Genomic DNA, 19,595 nt, shown 5'->3' with positions numbered 1-19,595 from the left:
CGGCTGGCTTTTTTGTATCTGGCCTTCAAGGATTGGCGTTTTAGGACGCGTTGATCTTTGCTATATGATTTTGCAGCAAATAACACCACGCCCTAGTCTTTGGATTTACCACGCCTTTCTTTATAAAGAACATAAAATATGCTTGAGAGATTAGTGATATTGAAGATGGTGCCAAATATGCTGCCTACCAAGACCGCGTAAATTAGACCCAGCGCTTCTGCAAGAATAAACCACCGCCTTACCTGCGCAGCTTCAGTAAATACAATCGTGCCTACGGTAAATATTAAAGATGAGCTATAAGCAATAATGATGATCCAAGGGCTATCTAAGTATCCCCACTCGAATGCAAAAAAAGCGATATTAAGCACGACAAACAACGCCAAAATCGCATTCCCTCGATAATACATCGCAATGACGTTACGCACGCTTGCCAGAGCAGTACCGATACCCGCAGCCAATGCCCCGAGCATAAAAAAATGCGTGCTTACCGCCGCAAGCGCAATAGCAGAAATTAAGCGATACCGGTTAATGTCTTGCTGGCGATATCCAATAAAATTGAATACCACAGCAATTGCGCCAAACAACTCGGCGACAATAATATGTGCTTCCAAATGACACTCTCAAGCCTAGATTTAAGGCTGGGTATTATGCGGATATTCTAAGAATAAGCTAGGGCGTGTTTGTCTTTTGTCTGGCAAACCATTCATCGTAAGTGATGCAATAGCTTTCATCCATGCAGTCTGCGGGATAGGCATACAAGCCAAATTTATCGCCTTCTTGATGAGTCAGCACCACGGCATACTTTGGCATACCTTTTAGCTCCTTATGCATTGGATCCCAAATCGGCACATGATAATCGCCCAACACTAAAACCGGTACGTCAAAACCATTAATTTTACTGTGATGGTCCGCGACAGGGTTGGGGATAACGGCATAGATACAATGAAAAGGAATATTGACCTGCACGCCGTCCCACCAGAATTTTTCTACTTTTACTTGGTTAAACAAGGCTTTAGTGTCATGCGGGATGCAACTGTTCATTAACGTAACCTCATTATTTAAGTGATAAGGGATGTATCTATACTTCTATATCCACAATATTTGCCAAATACTTTAATTAATTTTGCTTGAGTTATGTACCTAATGACACTAAACGCTTACGAATGGCTTACAGGCTCTAAAACACCTGTAAGCTTATCATTTGCGAGGCCACTTGATTTGCATCCACAGGACGATATTTCTCTAGCGGTCCTTTCATAATGGGCGAAAGGCACTTTAGTACCTTAAGCGCAAAGCGCTCACCTGCTCTGGGTTTATCTCTGTGGCCGTCCAATAATGGCGGCCGCACCGCTGCGGCATTGTTGAGCTGCGGCATCGTTAAAATTGCGTTCTCCAGCTCGCCTTTTACTTTTAAATAAAAGCTTTTGCTTTTTGCGTTAGCATGCAATGACGAAATCCATACAAAACTCGTCGCTCGCTGAGCTCTTGCCAATTGCGCAGCAACATGAACGAATTCAAAATCAACGCGACGAAATGCGCTTTTACTGCCAGCATCTTTGATTGTGGTTCCCAGACAGCAGTAAACATGGTCTACCGTAAAATATCCCTGATAATCTTGGAACTGATCAAAATCGATGACTAGGGGTTTAATTTTCCCAATCGGGTCATAATAATGCCTAGCTGGCAGCACAGAACGCACCAAACAGGTGATGGACTCGTATCGTTCATCTTGGCATAGCTGATTGACCAATGCTTTGCCAACCAATCCAGAAGCGCCTACTACACATGCTGTATATTTCCTAGTCATTCAAGCGTCGTATGTGTTAGCTTTTCATGTAAGGCAACATAACAATAAATCATTTAATATGCACAAGATTTCAAGCAATTACACATTAACTTGTTTTAAGAATGCATGTTTAAACTATATGGGCGCCGCAGATCAATGAGCATTACTTTTGCAGATATCGAACGAGCTAACGAACTGATTTCGCCACATATCGTCAACACCCCCGTTTTTAGTTCATCTTTACTCAACACTTGGTTAGGCCATGAGATATTTTTTAAGGCAGAATGTTTACAAACGACCGGTGCATTTAAACTGCGCGGGGCGATGCATTTCTTATCTCAATTGAAAGCTCAAGGCCGCCTACCTAAACACATTGTGGCAAACTCCTCAGGCAATCATGCGCAAGCAGTGGCATACGCAGGCGCAAAATTTAATGTGCCGGTAAGCATTTACAGCGCAGCTAATATCTCCCAAATTAAGGCAGCAGCCACACGCTCATACGGCGCTAAGCTCCATACTTTTGATACTAGAATTGAAGCAGATGCAGCGGTTAAATCAGCGAGCGACGATAACAACACGGTATGGATACCCCCGTTTAATCATCCCTATATTATCGCCGGTCAAGGCACTGCCTCATTTGAAGCACTCAAACAGGTAGATAATATTGATGTCATTGCCACCCCTTGCGGCGGTGGGGGCTTGCTTAGCGGCACGATTGTTTGTGCCAAGGCAATGAACCCGAATATTGAAGTGATTGGAGCAGAGCCTCTTGAAGCGAATGATGCGGCCCAATCTTTGCGCGAAAACCGAATTATTTCACTCAGTGAGCCACCCAAAACATTAGCCGATGGCGCAGCCACGCCCAGTGTTGGCGAGCACACCTTTAAAATTCTGAAAAAGGTCGATGCTTTTTATGAAATCAGTGAGCACGATATTGTGTATTGGACGCAATGGCTACAGCACATTTTAAAACTGCACATTGAGCCCACTTGCGCAATGACCATGCAGGCGGTAGTTGAGCACATAAATCATATACAAGCCAAAGAATTAAAAAAGACACCATCCAGAAAACGTATTATGGTGATAATATCTGGCGGCAACATTAGCCAACAAAGCATGCAAAAAGTGTATAGCACTGATGCGCTTGCCATTCGTCCTAGTCTTGATCGATAAGCTTTTATGACATTAAATAGCCATACATGCGCATATACTAACCATCAGGGAATACAAAAATGATTAAGAGAGCCTACCCGCTTTTTTGGGGGCATCAATTTAATTTGGCAACACTGCTTAGCTTGAGTGTATTCACGTATTTCACGATGTTTTCTAACAGCGCAAGTGCCGCTTTGGCCATGAACACAGAAGCAGCACCAAATAAGCCAAACGCGCATTATCTTACCAATGTAAATGGCTACACCTTAAATGGTGACGGTGAGCTGATTCGGTTTTCTGAAATCTACATTGAAAATGACAAAGTGATGGCAATTGGTGAGGAATTAAACAAGGTTCAGAGCGTACAACACACAATTCCTCGCGATATGAAGCAAGCGACTATGATCCCTGGTTTAATCGATGCTCACGGTCATATTCTAGGTCTTGGTGAAAACTTGGTGCAGGTCGATTTACGCGGCACACAGAGTGAGCAAGAGGCGGTCGAGCGAATTAAAGCGCATATCTCAAGCAGAGATAGCAATGGTGAGTGGATAATCGGTAGAGGCTGGAATCAGGTCTTATGGCCGAATCAACAATTTCCAAGCAAAGCCAGTTTGGATGAGGCCTTCCCTGACCGGCCGGTTATGCTTAGCCGAGTAGACGGTCACGCAGACTGGGTTAACTCAAAGGCCTTAAGCTTAGCCGGTATTGATAACAATACTCCCTCACCGAGCGGTGGTGAAATTGTCAAGGATGAAAACGGCGAACCAACAGGCTTACTCATTGATAATGCAAGCTATCTGGTGTTTGAAAAGCGCCCACTTCCGACCATTGAAGATAAGACTTATCAATTGCAACTTGCCAGCCAACATTTACTGAGCCTCGGCATTACTAGCGCCCATGACGCAGGGATAAGTGAAGCAGTAAGAGCCTTATATATCAAGCAAGCTAAAAACGAAGACCTTGATTTTAGAATTTACGCCATGCTTTCTGCTACCGACCCAAATATCACCGACATGCTTGCGCAAGGACACTTCCAAGACGAAGCTGGATTTTTATCCATTCGCAGCGTAAAAGCTTACGGCGATGGCGCACTGGGCAGCAGGGGCGCAGCATTACTTGCACCTTATTCAGATGACCCAGATAACGTGGGATTATTAGTGACCGCAGAGGAACGCCTACCAATGTTATTTAATAGCGTGATTGGTGCTGGCTTTCAACTAAATTTCCATGCCATTGGCGATAGAGCCAATCGCTTAGCCTTGGAGCAATTCAATCGTAGCTTTAAGAACTTTCAGGAAAACCCGGGGCGTCACCGTATTGAGCACGCACAAGTGGTGGCCGTTGAAGATATACCACTGTTCAAAGAATACGGCGTCATACCATCCATGCAGCCAACTCATGCCACCAGCGATATGAATATGGCAGAAGCTAGGCTTGGCATTGCAAGGCTCAGAGGTGCTTATGCCTGGCAGACATTCTTGAAACAGGGCTCAATTATTGCCTTTGGAAGTGATTTTCCCGTAGAACTAGCCAATCCTTTTCATGGTTTGCATGCGGCGGTTACAAGGCAAGACGCGAACCAGCAGCCTGCAGAAGGTTGGATAAAAGAAGAATCTGTGACGCGTGCACAAGCATTTAAAGGCTTTACCATAGATGCGGCATACGCGGCCTTTCAAGAAGATATGATTGGTAGCTTAGCACCGGGGAAAAAAGCGGATTTTGTCATCATCGACAGGGATATTTTTGAAGTCGATGCATCCCTTATTCGGGACACACAGGTAATTGAAACGTGGGTGAACGGACAACAAAAATATGCAAAAACCCCACAATAATGCGGGGTTTTTGTTTGGTCTGCTTTGACATAAAACGCTTATTGATACAGCGTCTTTATCCAGCGTTCTTCGGTGATAAAACGCCATGCCCAACTGTCCCATTTTTCGGGTAAACCTGCATCAATTACGGCTTGCTCGCTGAGGCCTTCGACTTTTTTCGACTGCACGAACGCGTTTGTTTCTTTGATCATATCAACAAAGCGCTGCAAGTCAGCCTTGTTTGCCAAGGTACCGTGCCCTGGGATCACCTGAGTGTCATCGTCAATTTTGCTGAGCAACACTTCAACAGACTGAATATAGCCATTGACGCTTCCGCCGGCTCCTAAGTCAATATAGGGAAACATGTCTTTAAAGAATAAGTCACCTGTGTGCAACACATCTGGCTGTTCAAACCAAATCGCACTGTCGCCGTCAGTATGGCCATCAGGTAAATGAAAAACGTGCACGGTTTCGCCATTCATATGAAACTTAACGCCATCTTGGTAAGTCACCACTGGCAGCATCGCGGGACTCACATCTTCTCCCGACGCAAGGCGCATGCGCACGTTTTCATGTGCAAATATTGTAACGCCTTTGTTTTCAGCAAAAAAAGCATTGGAGCCGGTGTGATCGCCATGATAATGGGTGTTGATCACAAAGCGCTTTGGCGCATCGCTTAAGCCGCTAATGGCTGCACTGATTTTTTCCGCAAGCGGCGCGTATTGATCATCTATCATCAATACACCATCGTCCCCTGCGGATACGCCAATATTCCCGCCTGCTCCAATTAACATGTGCACCGAACCGCCGATATGCTCGGCAGTCACTTCTACGTCTGCAAAGCGGTCTTGGGCGATAGTGGCTATCGACGTGCTTGCTAGCAGAACTGCGATTAATACTCGTTTCATACAATTTCCTAGTGGTAGTGTTTAAAGCGCAGGGCGCAAAATTAATGTCGTCGCATATATGCGATTATTCAGCGAGTTAGATTTGAGCTCAGTATAGTACACACGCACATACTTGCCGACTTTTGTTATGCCGACTTTTGTTGTGCCTACTTCTCATTCAGCAATTAAACTTTGTTCAGCTAAATATTCAAACCTCATCCGATTATTGCCATCTACTGTAACGCTTTCAAAGAACATATAAGCCGGGCGAACCCATAAGGACTGATTATCGCAGGCTTGGTGGGTTTGAGGGTCGTACAAAGGTTTATACAACACCAATGTTTCTTCCGTCTCAGAATGTCTCACCAAATCAATGACTCGATACATGCCGCCTTTGTAGTGCCGATAAAGACCGGTATTCAGCGATTTTCCTTCCACCTTTAGTTGCTTATTTTGCATTCTGATTAACGCCTGTTGGTCATACTCCGTTGATAAACTGAAAATCTTAGTCAAGCAAAGGCTTTACGTAGCTTGCGACAAACGCTGCGACCGGCGCCGCTGTAGGCTTGCCATGCTGCCAATCTAAGCCTTCAATGCCGGAGCCTGCAATATCAACATGGGTATAGGCTATTGCACTTTCACTGCTTGCATTGTGACTCTCTATGCCTGAGGCAATGCTCAAAAATGCCATCGGAAACTGGTGTCCCCTTACTGTGCCAACCGACGCCGCATTGTTAGACGATAAAACATCATCCGCCTTAGAGCGCGGCTTAATAAAATCGTAGTCTTCGCGCCTGACTCTTGATTGTTCACAAGGGTCTGACCACTGATGACCAGCAGCAATCAATGTGTCGCTTACGCCTTGCTCAATCGCTTGTTGATTTTCAAGTAAGGCAGTATATGGGCCAAAGGCAATTGCAGCATGTCCGGTTAAGGTTGCGACTGAGAATATTTGTGGATTCACGGCCAATACGGCTTGCTCGCGCAGGTGGGATAAAACGTCTGTCAATACCATCCTACCTTCAGCGTCAGTATTACCCACTCTGACGCGCACGCCTGCATGAGAAGTAATGATTTCATCGGGCACATACGCGTCCGCCCCAATTGAATTTCGAACGGCTGCAATGGAGGCAACCACTTTAATTCCTGTGGGTTTAAGTAGGGCTAATGTCTGCATAATACCAGCCACGCCAGCTGCGCCGCCTTTGTCGCGGCTCATGCCTGCCATATGACCATTAACTTTTAAATCTGCACCGCCAGTATCGTAGGTGATGCCTTTACCGGCTAGGAAAAGCGTACGCTGTGGATTTTCGCCCTCGTAAGTAAGCTGTATAATTCTAGGATGCTGTCGCGGAGTCTCCAGCGATGCCCTGGCAACCGCATGCAAACAGGGATAGGATTTAAGCATTTGATGCTCATTCTCAATAACATCTACCGAAACGACACTATCGGAAAATGCGGCCTGGCAATATTCAGCAAATTTAATGGGTGACATTCGTTCTGGTTCGGTGCCACAAAGGTCTCTCGCGAGGCGTTTTCCTGCTTCTAAAGCGTTGAGATACTTCACCTGCCTTTCGTTAATACCAAATAGCGAGATAGATTCAACCGGCTCAATCGCTTTTTCATCACGTGCTTCTCTTGCCTCAAGCGGTTGCCAAAGCCCCTGGCATATACCCAAATACACGTTCTCCAATGCATGCTGATAGTCATCTTCACGCGCTGGTGTTAAGTCAATCTTCCCCAGCGTCAGCAGTGGATTGAATGCTTCTATTTCAAGCAAAATACTAGATATGTTTTTGCCTAAATCGAAAAACCGCCTGACATCATCATAATCTCGATTCAAGTTACCTACTGGAACATGCAAAAATCGTTTACCCGGCACGCTATCATAGGCAATCAGAGAAGGCTTAAGCCCTACCCTGGGGTCACTATTTTTAGCGATATTGAAGCTTTCAATTAATGAGCTGAAAGGGCCCTGTGTATCGATAGAACCGATAATTACCGTAAGGTCGCAGCTACATATACTGAGTGAATCGGCGCCAAGTAGTGATTTAGGAATTGGGTAAGCCATTAAAATCCTTTAGGTTCGCAAACGCGTTTTGTTATCGTTTAGTATCGTTATACGTGCAATACACAATTTTGTTTTCGCAAACCGTCAATTTCGCAACGCACGCACATTTGCGCCGATAGATTTTGCGTAGTCTTGCATTTGCTGTTTGAGACGCTGCACGTGTTGCGGATGTTGCTGCGCCAAATTAAACTGCTCGAAAGGATCGTTTTTCAAATCAAACAATTCTAAATAAACAGGAGTATCACTGTTCGTATACTCTGGTGATGTCCAGTCATCGGCCTCTAAGCCAATACGCAACTTCCATCGCTTATCCCTAACAGCCTCTAGACTATTGCCAGAAAAATAATAGAAATAGTCATGCGGAGATGGCGCCTTTTCAGTCAGCACAGCCAATATGTCACGACCATCTAGTGGTGTTTCCGATGCTTCTTCTACACCAGCAAGCTTGAGAATGGTCGCATGAATGTCCATGGTACTAGTTAACTCAGAAGACACTTGTTTAGCGCCAATGGTGTTCGTCCACCTAAATATCGCTGGCACGCGTTGCCCGCCCTCATAGCTCGTGCCTTTCGCCCCGGCTAAGGGCCCAGTACTGCCACCATGCCATTTCTCCACAGCATCTGTATTGAACATGCGGGTCGGCAGATTGCGCCACGGACCGTTATCGCTGGTAAAAATAATTAGCGTATTTTCTGCTAAACCTTGCTCATCCACTAATGCGATAATCTCGCCCATAGTGCTGTCAATTTCTTCAATCACATCCCCGTAGTCACCACCTGCTGAGCGTCCTTCGAATTTTTCAGATGCATAAATGGGCAGGTGCGGCATTGAGTGAGCTAAGTAGATAAAAAACGGCTCTTCTTTATTTTTTTGAATAAATGCTTTCGCCGCTTGCGTATAGCGTTGCGTCAGTAGGCTTTGATCGAGAGCTTCTTCAATCGGCTTGTCATTGGTGTAAAGGTACAAGGGACGCTGAGTGTTTACCCAAGGCGGTATCATGTCGTTGCTATACAACAGACCTAGATATTCATCAAACCCTCGGTCGGTAGGCATATAACCCTTTACTGCACCAAGGTGCCATTTGCCATAGGCTGCCGTTTGATAGCCTTTTGTTTTAAGTGCTTCGGCTAGGGTTCGCTCCTCAAGCGACAAACCACCCGGCGAATCAGGACCTAAGTTTCCTGGCATACCGGCATTGAGTGGGTATCTTCCAGTCATTAATGCGGCTCTGGAGGGCGTACATACTGAGGCCGCGGCATAAAATGAGGTCATTTTAATGCCCTCATGCGCTAATTGATCTAAGTTAGGTGTATGAATAGTGGGATGCCCATACACCCCGAGATCGCCATAGCCTAAATCGTCGATGAACACTAAAATAACATTAGGCAATTGCTGAGATTGACTTCCTTCACTCGCATGTACGTGCAGCATGGCACAAAAAAGTAAATATATGGCTATGATGAAGCGAATATACCTTGATGGCGGTAGATGCATGGGGTGTATCCTTATATGGGGCGGTATTAGGGTGTGCTTCTCAGCGCAAATCGAGTAAATAGGCTTGAGTATTACGCACTTAAACTCAGAATCAAAATATTATAGTGAAAAGGCTGGGTATTGTGAGGCGTGCAAATTGCCCTGATTTATCTCACCGTGGTTAGATTACTCAGCTTATTAAGCACAAAATTATCAGCAAACCCCGCAATAAGCGCCCAAAGCAACAGTTTGTATAAGTCAGCATTCGTGGCAACTCCTGCACCGCCTCTAAGCGCACTCTGAATGCTACTTACCGTGTCATCACCACCGGTTAAATTTGGAAATATCTGCCCGGCGAGCAAACCTGAAGCAAACAGTAGCGTAAGAATTAAAGATAATATGCCGCCAATAATCACGGAAAACACAAATACGCTGGGCGCTTTTTCAGATGGGCTGTCCTGTTTGACGAACGCGGCGTATTCTCTTAACACGGCGCCAAGCATACCCAGTGGAATGGTTAACTGTAAAATAGAGGCATCATTTGTATTATTTGCGTGTATATAAGCGATAACCGCGATAACGATAACCGCGAATGCGACAATACCTTTGTGATACTCAATCCATATTTTCACTGCAAAGCTCCCGCTGATGGCAATTTGGCAGTGTTTAAAATGCAAACAACTTGCGAGATGTAAGACGAATAATACACCACCTTAATCGATTTAACAGGCTCTAGTCCTAGATGACAACTTAAAGCACCAGTAAAGCACTATGGAGAATCAACTTTCACATTTGCTGTGAGCGTTTCTTTCTAACAACTTGCCAAATCTACAATAATGGCAGTAACCTACAAAAAACGGTCTTGAACCCGTTGTGCTAAATATTCTGAATCCTGTTTAAGAAACGGCGCTCACTACCGCAACGCCTAAAGGGGAAACAAGTGAAAACAATCGGTTTGTTAGGTGGAATGAGCTGGGAAAGCTCGCTTGAATATTATCGCACCATCAATGTGGGGATTAAGCAAGCCCTTGGCGGATTGCATTCTGCAAAAATTGTAATGTACAGCGTTGATTTCGACCCTATTGAAAAGCTACAACACAATGACCAGTGGGAAGAAACATCAACTATCCTATGTGAAGCGGCTAAAAAGGTGGAACGAGCAGGCGCGGATTTCCTGCTTATTTGCACCAACACCATGCATAAAGTTGCTCCACATATAGAAAACGAAATTAACATTCCCCTTTTACACATTGCTGATGCTACCGCCGAGACTATTCTTGAAAACTCGATGCGCACAGTGGGCTTGCTCGGCACTGCTTTTACCATGGAGGAAGACTTTTACAAAAGCAGATTAACTGAGCACTTCGGCTTAGAAGTGTTGATTCCTAGTGATGACGATCGAAAGATTATCCATGATGTGATTTACAATGAACTTTGCCTAGGGAAATTACTAGCAAGCTCCAAACGAGAATATTTGCGCATTATTCAGTCTTTAGCAGACCAAGGCGCTGAAGCGGTCATCCTGGGTTGTACCGAAATTGGCCTGTTAGTCCAGCCAGGAGATACTAGCATTAAACTTTTGGACACCACCCTTATTCACGCAAATAAAGCGGTCGAACGGGCGATATTAACAGCGTAGGTAACCATCGTTCCGGTAGCTAAATGCACGCCACGTTGGAAAATGCTCTCATGACAAAAATAAAAGGCTGAAGGCCGCTTGACTCACTAGGGCATGTTGATCTTTGCTGTATGAATTTTGTACGCTCTGTGTGTTCATCGATCGCGGCACATGCTCGCAGGTGCAGTATATCTGCATCAAGAGCATGTAACAAAGAGCGGTGGACACACAGAGCGTACCCTTTGTGGCTCCCACAGCAGTGAGCGCTTGTGCACCATTTATACTGCATCATCGCAATTTTATGTAGATGACTACACTTCAATTGCGTTTCTTTGTCTAAATAGCGCACAAACTGCTGCAAAATCATACAGCAAAGATCAACACGCCCTAATATCATCCCGAATAAAGAAACAGTCACCAGCGTTTGTTTTGCAATTGATATAAATTTCATGATAAATCCTTATTGGCTCAACGGACATATTTGCTATTGTTAATTTTTCACTTGATTTTAAGCAAAAAACAATCCAATTTTAACCCTTTGATATTTATAGCTATTTTATTTTTTGTAAGTGTCCGCGGACACTTAAGTGTCCCCAGCGGACAGTTGACTATCAGCTCATAGGCTTGATGCACAGTATTCTTGGTAATAGCGCGACGGATGATTTGTATGACACTCTTTTCAATAGATTAGTGCTGAGTACAAGACAATTTAAAGCTATCGACCAACCGTCGTGAAAGCTGCATTTTTGGACAGTTTTATGCTTGATTATTTGCTGACTTGAAGAGATTAGCGAAATTTTTCGCCCTTGAGATGAACAAGTAAACTGGCGGCTGGTACTGTAATCTTGGTGGATAGATGCTATGTGACTTACCTCAAAATACAGAATATTCAAGCATACGATATTTCTTTTGTATCATGCGTCAAAGTCAAAATCTCTTCGGGTGCTGAATTTGTCTAATGTGGCGGTTCGCGCTAATCAGCCCAAAAATCATTGCTTATATATACGCCACTCGTATTCGCATAATTTCTGCTATAAACATTATTCTGAGAGTTTGCGCCTAGCGACAGAGTGTTTTGACCATCTTGGGAAAAGTTATCGGAAAGGCTATAAACTTGAAAAGTCTTATCCTGATTGTTGGTGAACGCATTACTGTTAGCCTCAATATTTCGAAACCACAGAGTCACTGCAATAACACGTCCAGAACCTGACATGTTCGATATCGTGTTTTGATTAAACGTAAGCGTATCATTGACTGAATTTGGATTGGAAACACCCGAATAATCATAAATATACATAGCGTGACCGCCATCTATTACATTTAAGTCAAAGCGAGTCGCGTGACTACGTGTTGCATTTCCTGCACGGCTTACAATATACATACTGATAACACTAGGTAACTTGAACGTATTGCCTTGAAACCGACAATCAGCAATATCAAACAATCTAAATATTGCGGAGCTACTATTGCTCGCACAATAAAACATATTATTTCTTACTATAGCTTGCTGTGAATAGAGATGGTTTGCTGAAATACCACCTCGTGAAACCCCGTCATTCTGCCCAAAGTAGTTGTCTTCTACATACAAGGGCAAAGTATCAACTAATCCATTTTCAGTGCCAACAACGAACCATGCCCCAAAGAATTGATTTTGCAGTATTTGAACACCACCACGGATATCCCTCAAACTATCATTCTGGTATAGCACGATTGATTGCCCCATCACGTCAGTATCATCAACTTTCAACGCACTATTACTAACGAATTCCTGATTACCGATGACTCGCGTATTAAGTGATGCACTCAATTTAATACTCGGGTAGACGTCTGGCAGCTGGGCATGCTTGCTCACAATGGGCTCGTAATCTGTTAACCAATAGCTGCGGCTTACATCAAACTGATTAAACTGGATGATGTTGTTCTGGGGAAGTGATGCAGAGCGCAGAAAAATATCGCTCCCAAGGTATTTGGGATTTGTGGGTTCAGCTAATCCCATTTCGTCAATATAGGACTTTATGCGCGCATCAAGCGAACGACTTCCTTCTTGCTCTTGCACCGCAGCTTGAAAAATATAAGGTTGTGATGGAGCAAATACAGTAGTTGGTTTCAATCCTGCAAAAACACAATTTTCTACGATATTAAAGCTCGCACCTTTATCAAACTCAACACCCGTTCCTTCACATTTATTAAATCCACAATAAGAGACTCGATTAAATATATTTAGCTTTCCTGCAAATTCAATGGCACTGTATTTCGAATGATAAAAATCGCAGTCTGAGATCGAACAATTTCTATTCGCTTTGTCGGTCGATTGATCCGAGCCAAATAGATTAGCAAGGTATTCGCCAATTTTGGCATCGTCTGGTACAACACAAGACTGGTTGCCAAAATCGTAGTCATTGGCATTACCACCTAGAGACTCACATTCTTGAACACTTTGTATACCTGTTTCCAGGCGAGTCATTACAGTCGCAAAAGGCGCTTCAAAACGTAAACAGAAGTTGTCTGCATCACCACTTTGCGATCTAGCGTCAAAGTGACAATGCTCAAATCGGTGATTTGAATTGCCGAACACACTGTTGAGCTCTAATTGAACAGCGACAAGGCTACTATTAAAGGCGCAATTGTGTACTAAACAATCACGCGAATCTTTAAAACTGATTGCATTGTCGAATTCATGAAATCTGATCCCTGTAATTTCGATATTAAACGATGGACCGAGCTGGTTTAATGCCGAATCAAGACAAGCACTATCATAAGTTGGACAAGTATTGATTACATCTAACCTTGTACTTGGCATTATCATCAAAAATCGATATTGATCACTTCTGGGTTGGGCACTTGTAATGTGCGTTAAGTCGCGCCCGGCTCCCATTAACTTAAAGGTAGGAGGCAAATGGAATGGATAGTTTCCACGATTGTTTCCAACTATATCAGCCACATCATATTGACCAGCAGGTATTTTGATAACCGGTCGTCTTGAAAGCGGGTCATCTACCCATAAATTGTAAGCTTGCTCAAAAGCGACTTGCAGCGCTTCAGATATATTTTGATTTGTAGTATTGACAGTAATCACATCAGGGTGATCATTTGTGTTTGCTTTTACACTTAAAGGATTTGCTAGTATAAGTGAAGATAAACCAATCGAAGTTGATTTAAGAAAATGTCGTCTATCCATAATTGCTTCCTTGCTTTACTCATCAGAGTATAAAACAAACTAGAGCTATCGACCAGCCTCTGTGGCGGCTGCATTTTAGGACAGTTTAGTACTCAATTATTTGTTGGCTTGAAAAGATTAGAAAAATCTTTGTCCCTGAGATGAACAAGTAAGCTGGCCATTGGTACCCAAATCTTGATTGATAGATGCCAAATGACTTGCCTAAAACTATAGAATGTTCAAGTATCACGATATCTCTGTTGTGTCATACACCAAAGTCAAAATCTCTTTGGATGGTGAAGTCTTTTAACATGGTCGTATGCTGTAAAGCATCAAGTGGTGGTGTAAACCTCCCCAAAAGCAGTTGAGTTCCATAGTATCGAATAAAGGCGATATGGTTGTTTTAGGCAATAACTATCAAAAGGGCTGTTAGAATTCTAATGCGCGCTACATCGGGATCATAACATGTTGCGGCTTTGGTGAAACACCACCTGTGGATTTGGTCAAGTTCTGCACATTCACAGCGTGTGTTTGATTCCAGACTAACTCATATTACACTACTCATATTAAAACCTCTTGGAATCATCCCAATCAAAACTCAACTGCATGTGATCCTCATCTCTCTCATCCTTTAGGCCAATCTGAACACCGAGCAAACGAACATGTTTATCTCCCCCTCTGGCAAGCGCCTCATGCAAGAGATTCAACAATAGCGGTTCATCGATGGTATCGTGCTTTGCTTCTTTAGTGGTTTGTTGAAAGTCGTGAAATTTAACTTTCACGCCGATCTTATCAATTCCGCGTTTTTCTATGTATTTCTCGGCACGTTTTTTTACCTCAGGTACCAAGCGTTCAGTCATATACTCTGCAAGCTCAGCCTCAGACACCTTATCTTCACTGAAAGTCCGTTCCACCCCTACCGATTTTCTGACCCGCGAGGTTTCCACCGCTCGATTATCTTGACCTTGGCATTTTTGCCATAGAGACCGTCCAAACTTGCCAAACTTTTCAACTAGTTCGCTTTCGGGTAAGGCTCTAATATCAGCACCTCTTAGCAATCCAAGCTGTTGAAGTTTTTCAAAGGTGACTTTTCCTACGCCCGGTATTTTTTCTAATGGCAGTTGTTCAATGAACGCATCTAATTGAGCCGGCGTCACAACGTATTGGCCATTAGGTTTGTTGAGGTCTGAAGCCACCTTCGCAACAAACTTAATCGGGGCGATACCCGCAGATGCGGTTAGTTTGAGCTCGCTTTCAATGCTTTTTCGAATGTCTTTCGCAATTAACGTAGCTGAACCTTTGAACAAGCCACAATCACTCACATCCAAAAAAGCTTCATCTAAGGAGAGTGGCTCAATAATTGAGGTATAGCGTTCAAATATGGCTCGGATTTTTTGGCTTATTTCTTGGTAGACCTGCATTCGCCCTGGCACAATAATTAAGTGCGGGCATTTTCGAAGCGCAAGGGCGGCTGGCATGGCTGAGCGCACACCATACTCTCTAGCAATGTAGTTGCAGGTCGTCAGAACACCACGGTTTTTAGATTTTCCGCCAACAGCGACAGGATGCCCTGCTAAATCGGGGTTATCACGAATTTCCACAGATACATAAAAGGCATCCATGTCTACGTGAATGATTTTGCGCATGCCAAGAGTGCTTATTGTAAGACTGTATATTTACACAGGAGTATGACGCTTTTTGCCTTTTTTGCCAAGCATGCACTTTGCTTGATGATGCAAGCCATTCCAAGCATAAAAAAGCCCGCTAAAAAACGAGCTTCTGTTTTGATTAAGCATACTACTGAAAAGTGCATTATATAATCTGGTTGTTTTTCCACTCTTTCAGCTTTTCTTCGCGTGCGGCTTCCCTTTCCATTCGCGCTTTCTTTCTGTCACAAGGTTCTGGACAATCGCATGCCTTCTCAACACCCAGTGCGCCAAGCCCTCCGCATGAACCAGATATGGATTTTTTCTGAAAGATATAGCCAACGCCCATGGCTAGAACCATCAATAAGAAAAAACAAAACGCTAGAATAAATGTACTCAAATTAACCTCTGCTCTATTGGACTACTTTCTATTCGACTATTTTGACTTGTCTTTCAAATGCAGTAGACCGGTATTCTACAAATCTATCTTCTTCTTTTGTGATAAATATTGCAGCGATGTTTTCTTGCTCTGCCAAAACAGTACCTGCTTCTGCCCCCATCACAATCAAGGCAGTAGCAAGACCGTCTGCTTCGATGCATGTTGGCGCGATCACGCTCACGGCGACCAAGTTATGCTGAATTGGCGCGCCGGTGCTTGGGTCAATAAGATGAGAGAAACGCACCCCATCTTCTTCAAAATAATTTCTGTAATCTCCGGAGGTCGCAATCGCATTGTTCCCAATACTAATGATACGCTGAGCTACGCGCTCAGTGGTAATCGGTTTTTCTATAGCTACTAACCAGTCTTGATTACCTTGTTTTTGACCAGACAGGCGCATCTCGCCGCCAATCTCCACTAGGTAATTGGTAATCTGATAAGATTCAAGAATCTGGGCTAGCTCGTCTACTGCGTAGCCTTTAGCAATGGTCGACAAATCAATATACACATTTGGATGGTGCTTGGTGACCAAATTATTGTTAATAGACACCTTATCCAGGCCAACATAGTCTTGCGCCCGACTCAGTTGCTCGGCACTTGGAGCACGCTCTGGACGCTTAGTCGGGCCAAAACCCCACATATTGACAATTGGCCCAATTGTAATATCCAAAGCACCTTGACTTAATTCAGCTAGCGCCAAGGCCTTATTGATCACCACAGCAGTGTCTTGGCTTATGGCGAAAGGGGCGTTTGCCGGTGCTTGATTTAATAAAGACAGTTCCGAGTCATCGATATAAGTCGACATTAACTGGTTAATTTGAATAAGGCGCTTATCCACTTCCCGCTGAAGAAGATGGCTATCTATATCCGCCGACTCAGTGCTTCGCACGTACTTGATATTGTACGTTGTGCCCATCGTCTTGCCGCTAAAAGCCTCTGACTGCTCTTGGCTGGGCACACAAGCGCTTAATAACGAGCAAACTGCAATGAGGCAAGCAATGAGAAAAAAGGGGCTCAAGGCCCCTTTTTTGCACTGATTTGAATGCTTAACCACCAAAGTCATCCAGCATGATGTTCTCGTCCTCAACACCTAAGTCTTTAAGCATGTTGATAACCGCAGCGTTCATCATCGGTGGACCACACATATAAAACTCACAGTCTTCTGGTGCGGGGTGATCTTTCAAGTAATTCTCTAGCAATACATTGTGTATAAAGCCTGTATCGCCTTCCCAGTTATCTTCGGGCTGAGGGTCTGAAAGCGCCACATACCAATCGAAGTTTTCGTTTTCTTTTTGCAGCATGTCGAAATCTTCTACATAGAACATTTCGCGCAATGAACGAGCCCCGTACCAGAACGTAATTTTTCTATCCGTTTTGATGCGACGAAGTTGGTCAAAAATATGCGAGCGCATTGGCGCCATCCCTGCTCCACCACCCACGAATACCATTTCAGCGTCAGTGTCTTTGGCATAGAACTCACCAAATGGACCTGAAATGGTCACCTTATCACCTTCGGTTAGCGACCAGATAAAGGAAGACATTTTACCCGCTGGCAAACTCAAATTATTAGGCGGAGGCGTAGCAATACGTACGTTGAGCATAATAATGCCCTCTTCCTCTGGATAGTTTGCCATTGAATATGCACGAATCGTTTCTTCGTCTACTTTAGATTCAACATCGAAGAAGCCGAAACGCTCCCAATCTGGGCGGTACTCTTCTGGGATTTCAAAGTCTTTGTACTTCACATGATGAGGTGGCGCCTCGATTTGGATATAACCACCGGCTCTAAACGGCACGCTTTCACCATCTGGAATGCGAAGTTTAAGCTCTTTGATGAAGGTTGCTTCGTTGTTGTTAGAAATAACTTCGCAATCCCATTTTTTGATGCCGAATACTTCTTCAGGCAATTCAATTTTCATGTCTTGTTTGATTGCTACCTGACATGACAATCTGCAGCCTTGCTTAGCTTCGCGTTTGGTTACGTGGTCGAGCTCGGTTGGCAAGATTTCACCGCCGCCCTCTTTTATGTCTACGCGACACTGACCACAAGAGCCACCGCCACCACATGCAGAAGATACAAAAATACCAGACTCAGCAAGTGCACCAAGTAATTTTCCGCCAGGCGCAGCGGTAATGACCTTATCCGGGTCATCATTAATCATGATTTTGACGTCGCCGCTGGGCACAAGTTTCGATTTTGCGAAAGTGATAATCAATACGAGTACAAGAACAATCGCAATGAACATCCCTACGCCGAGATAAATTTCTATTTGATTCATTTTATGCTCCTATCCGCTTTACAGCGAAATACCGACAAACGATTGGAAACCTAAGGCCATCAAGCCTGCGATCATAAACACAGAGCCTAAGCCACGAATACCATCTGGCATGTCAGCATATTTTAACTTTTCACGAACCGCTGCCAATAGCACAATAGCAATTGCCCATCCCAAACCGGAACCTACGCCGTACACTATGCCCTCTGTCACGGTGTATTCGCGCTGAACGGCAAAAGCCACACCGCCGAATATTGCGCAGTTCACAGTAATTAACGGTAGGAATATGCCCAAGGCGTTATAAAGTGCGGGAAAGAACTTATCCAGCGTCATTTCCAATATTTGAACCAAAGCAGCAATAACGCCAATGAAGGTCAAAAAGTTAAGGAAGCTTAAGTCAGCATTGGGAAAGCCCGCCCAAGCAAGTGCGCCAGGCGCGAGAATATTCATATAAATAATCTGATTTACCGGCACCGAAATACCTAACACCACGATTACCGCGACACCAAGCCCCATAGATGTCTTAACCTTTTTTGATACCGCTAAAAAGGTACACATACCTAAGAACAAAGACAGCGCCATGTTTTCAACAAATATGGCTTTTATAGCAAGTGATAAATAGTGTTCCATGGTCTTATTCCTTCGGCTCAACTTGCTCTGGACGGATTGTGCGAATCGCCCAAATTAATAAACCAATCAGAATAAAAGAGCTAAACGGTAAAATTAATAAACCATTGCCCTGATACCAGCCACCATTTTGCACAAGCGGAAGTATTTCATACCCTAATAATGTACCGAAACCGAATAGCTCTTTTACGACACCGATAACAATAAGCACAAACGAGTAACCCAAACCATTACCGATACCGTCAAGCAGGCTCATAAATGGTGGGGACTTCATTGCGTAGGCTTCAGCGCGCCCCATTACAATACAGTTGGTAATAATTAAGCCAACGAATACTGAGAGCTGCTTAGAAATCTCATAAGAATATGCTTTCAAAATTTGGTCAACAACAATCACCAATGAAGCAATAATCGTCATTTGAATAATGATTCGAACGCTTGAAGGAATTTGGTTTCGAATCAGTGAAATAAACAGATTCGAAAACGCAAGTACTGAGGTCAATGCCAACGACATTACCAATGCAGTTTCTAATTTGGTTGTAATCGCTAGCGCTGAACATATACCAAGTACATGCAAGGCTATCGGGTTACTTCCGATAATTGGCCCGAACAGGGCTTGTTTCATTTCTTTAGTATCAGCCATTTTCGTGCC

The 19,595-nt window shown here is 43.9% G+C and carries 18 protein-coding genes; 3 read left to right on the top strand and 15 right to left on the bottom strand.

Features of this window, described 5'->3' with window-relative positions; genetic code table 11:
• Nucleotides 1-92 precede the first annotated feature (92 nt).
• The 3 genes from PN836_RS19130 to PN836_RS19120 form a co-directional block, all read right to left on the bottom strand.
• Nucleotides 93-611, bottom strand: a complete 519-nt coding sequence (locus PN836_RS19130) for a YgjV family protein (protein ID WP_395341448.1) — start codon at nucleotides 609-611, stop codon at nucleotides 93-95.
• 58 nt (nucleotides 612-669) lie between these two features.
• Complete coding sequence (locus PN836_RS19125; RefSeq protein ID WP_395341446.1) at nucleotides 670-1,041, bottom strand: hypothetical protein; 372 nt, start codon at nucleotides 1,039-1,041, stop codon at nucleotides 670-672.
• 136 nt (nucleotides 1,042-1,177) lie between these two features.
• Nucleotides 1,178-1,807 carry an NAD-dependent epimerase/dehydratase family protein gene (locus tag PN836_RS19120; RefSeq protein ID WP_395341444.1) on the bottom strand — a complete coding sequence of 210 codons (630 nt, stop codon included), beginning with the start codon at nucleotides 1,805-1,807 and terminating at the stop codon, nucleotides 1,178-1,180.
• A 135-nt stretch (nucleotides 1,808-1,942) separates the two neighbouring features.
• On the opposite strand from PN836_RS19120, the gene PN836_RS19115 reads away from it, so the two are divergent.
• Both PN836_RS19115 and PN836_RS19110 read left to right on the top strand, forming a co-directional pair.
• On the top strand, nucleotides 1,943-2,959 hold the full coding sequence (locus tag PN836_RS19115; protein ID WP_395341443.1) for a serine/threonine dehydratase: 1,017 nt from the start codon (nucleotides 1,943-1,945) through the stop codon (nucleotides 2,957-2,959).
• Between the two features lie 59 nt (nucleotides 2,960-3,018).
• The gene (locus PN836_RS19110; protein ID WP_395341441.1) at nucleotides 3,019-4,773 is read left to right on the top strand and encodes an amidohydrolase; all 1,755 of its coding nucleotides are present in this window, start codon (nucleotides 3,019-3,021) and stop codon (nucleotides 4,771-4,773) included.
• Between the two features lie 38 nt (nucleotides 4,774-4,811).
• Here the strand turns inward: PN836_RS19110 and PN836_RS19105 are convergent, their stop codons facing one another.
• The 5 genes from PN836_RS19105 to PN836_RS19085 form a co-directional block, all read right to left on the bottom strand.
• A complete protein-coding gene (locus PN836_RS19105) occupies nucleotides 4,812-5,660 on the bottom strand; it encodes an MBL fold metallo-hydrolase (RefSeq protein ID WP_395341438.1) in 849 nt (282 codons plus the stop codon).
• Between the two features lie 153 nt (nucleotides 5,661-5,813).
• A complete protein-coding gene (locus tag PN836_RS19100; RefSeq protein ID WP_395341436.1) occupies nucleotides 5,814-6,098 on the bottom strand; it encodes a DUF1653 domain-containing protein in 285 nt (94 codons plus the stop codon).
• A 46-nt stretch (nucleotides 6,099-6,144) separates the two neighbouring features.
• On the bottom strand, nucleotides 6,145-7,710 hold the full coding sequence (locus tag PN836_RS19095) for a M17 family metallopeptidase (RefSeq protein ID WP_395341433.1): 1,566 nt from the start codon (nucleotides 7,708-7,710) through the stop codon (nucleotides 6,145-6,147).
• Nucleotides 7,711-7,794: 84 nt separating this feature from the next.
• Complete coding sequence (locus PN836_RS19090) at nucleotides 7,795-9,204, bottom strand: sulfatase (protein ID WP_395341431.1); 1,410 nt, start codon at nucleotides 9,202-9,204, stop codon at nucleotides 7,795-7,797.
• Nucleotides 9,205-9,350: 146 nt separating this feature from the next.
• Entirely contained in the window at nucleotides 9,351-9,815 is a 465-nt protein-coding gene (locus PN836_RS19085) for a hypothetical protein (protein WP_395341429.1), read from the bottom strand.
• 308 nt (nucleotides 9,816-10,123) lie between these two features.
• Here PN836_RS19085 and PN836_RS19080 point away from each other — a divergent pair, with 308 nt between their 5' ends.
• Entirely contained in the window at nucleotides 10,124-10,822 is a 699-nt protein-coding gene (locus PN836_RS19080) for an aspartate/glutamate racemase family protein (protein WP_395341426.1), read from the top strand.
• Between the two features lie 952 nt (nucleotides 10,823-11,774).
• Here PN836_RS19080 and PN836_RS19075 read toward each other — a convergent pair.
• From PN836_RS19075 to PN836_RS19045, 7 genes are all read right to left on the bottom strand, one after another.
• Nucleotides 11,775-13,979, bottom strand: coding sequence for a hypothetical protein (locus PN836_RS19075; RefSeq protein WP_395341425.1), 2,205 nt, complete (start codon nucleotides 13,977-13,979; stop codon nucleotides 11,775-11,777).
• Between the two features lie 545 nt (nucleotides 13,980-14,524).
• Nucleotides 14,525-15,604 (bottom strand): DNA polymerase IV, encoded by a 1,080-nt coding sequence (dinB, locus tag PN836_RS19070; RefSeq protein WP_395341423.1) that lies wholly within the window; start codon nucleotides 15,602-15,604, stop codon nucleotides 14,525-14,527.
• A 166-nt stretch (nucleotides 15,605-15,770) separates the two neighbouring features.
• Complete coding sequence (nqrM, locus tag PN836_RS19065) at nucleotides 15,771-16,004, bottom strand: (Na+)-NQR maturation NqrM (protein ID WP_395341421.1); 234 nt, start codon at nucleotides 16,002-16,004, stop codon at nucleotides 15,771-15,773.
• Between the two features lie 28 nt (nucleotides 16,005-16,032).
• Complete coding sequence (locus tag PN836_RS19060) at nucleotides 16,033-17,001, bottom strand: FAD:protein FMN transferase (protein ID WP_395341417.1); 969 nt, start codon at nucleotides 16,999-17,001, stop codon at nucleotides 16,033-16,035.
• An 88-nt stretch (nucleotides 17,002-17,089) separates the two neighbouring features.
• The gene (nqrF, locus tag PN836_RS19055; RefSeq protein WP_395341414.1) at nucleotides 17,090-18,322 is read right to left on the bottom strand and encodes an NADH:ubiquinone reductase (Na(+)-transporting) subunit F; all 1,233 of its coding nucleotides are present in this window, start codon (nucleotides 18,320-18,322) and stop codon (nucleotides 17,090-17,092) included.
• An 18-nt stretch (nucleotides 18,323-18,340) separates the two neighbouring features.
• Complete coding sequence (gene nqrE, locus PN836_RS19050; RefSeq protein ID WP_395341412.1) at nucleotides 18,341-18,949, bottom strand: NADH:ubiquinone reductase (Na(+)-transporting) subunit E; 609 nt, start codon at nucleotides 18,947-18,949, stop codon at nucleotides 18,341-18,343.
• A 4-nt stretch (nucleotides 18,950-18,953) separates the two neighbouring features.
• On the bottom strand, nucleotides 18,954-19,586 hold the full coding sequence (locus PN836_RS19045; protein WP_395341410.1) for an NADH:ubiquinone reductase (Na(+)-transporting) subunit D: 633 nt from the start codon (nucleotides 19,584-19,586) through the stop codon (nucleotides 18,954-18,956).
• Between the last annotated feature and the right edge of the window lie 9 nt (nucleotides 19,587-19,595).

It is taken from the genome of Ningiella algicola (genome assembly GCF_028401415.2).
In the GTDB taxonomy this organism is placed as follows: Bacteria; Pseudomonadota; Gammaproteobacteria; order Enterobacterales; family Alteromonadaceae; genus Glaciecola.
The sequence above is the reverse complement of the archived record's forward strand: the minus strand, read 5'-3'. Positions and strand labels throughout refer to the sequence as shown.

Coding starts and splice junctions, on each gene's coding strand:
- PN836_RS19125 (WP_395341446.1), bottom strand. CDS start 1,041: ATGAACAGTTGCATCCCGCATGACACTAAAGCCTTGTTTAACCAAGTA.
- PN836_RS19120 (WP_395341444.1), bottom strand. CDS start 1,807: ATGACTAGGAAATATACAGCATGTGTAGTAGGCGCTTCTGGATTGGTT.
- PN836_RS19115 (WP_395341443.1), top strand. CDS start 1,943: ATGAGCATTACTTTTGCAGATATCGAACGAGCTAACGAACTGATTTCG.
- PN836_RS19110 (WP_395341441.1), top strand. CDS start 3,019: ATGATTAAGAGAGCCTACCCGCTTTTTTGGGGGCATCAATTTAATTTG.
- PN836_RS19105 (WP_395341438.1), bottom strand. CDS start 5,660: ATGAAACGAGTATTAATCGCAGTTCTGCTAGCAAGCACGTCGATAGCC.
- PN836_RS19100 (WP_395341436.1), bottom strand. CDS start 6,098: ATGCAAAATAAGCAACTAAAGGTGGAAGGAAAATCGCTGAATACCGGT.
- PN836_RS19095 (WP_395341433.1), bottom strand. CDS start 7,710: ATGGCTTACCCAATTCCTAAATCACTACTTGGCGCCGATTCACTCAGT.
- PN836_RS19090 (WP_395341431.1), bottom strand. CDS start 9,204: ATGCATCTACCGCCATCAAGGTATATTCGCTTCATCATAGCCATATAT.
- PN836_RS19075 (WP_395341425.1), bottom strand. CDS start 13,979: ATGGATAGACGACATTTTCTTAAATCAACTTCGATTGGTTTATCTTCA.
- dinB (WP_395341423.1), bottom strand. CDS start 15,604: ATGCGCAAAATCATTCACGTAGACATGGATGCCTTTTATGTATCTGTG.
- nqrF (WP_395341414.1), bottom strand. CDS start 18,322: ATGAATCAAATAGAAATTTATCTCGGCGTAGGGATGTTCATTGCGATT.
- nqrE (WP_395341412.1), bottom strand. CDS start 18,949: ATGGAACACTATTTATCACTTGCTATAAAAGCCATATTTGTTGAAAAC.
- PN836_RS19045 (WP_395341410.1), bottom strand. CDS start 19,586: ATGGCTGATACTAAAGAAATGAAACAAGCCCTGTTCGGGCCAATTATC.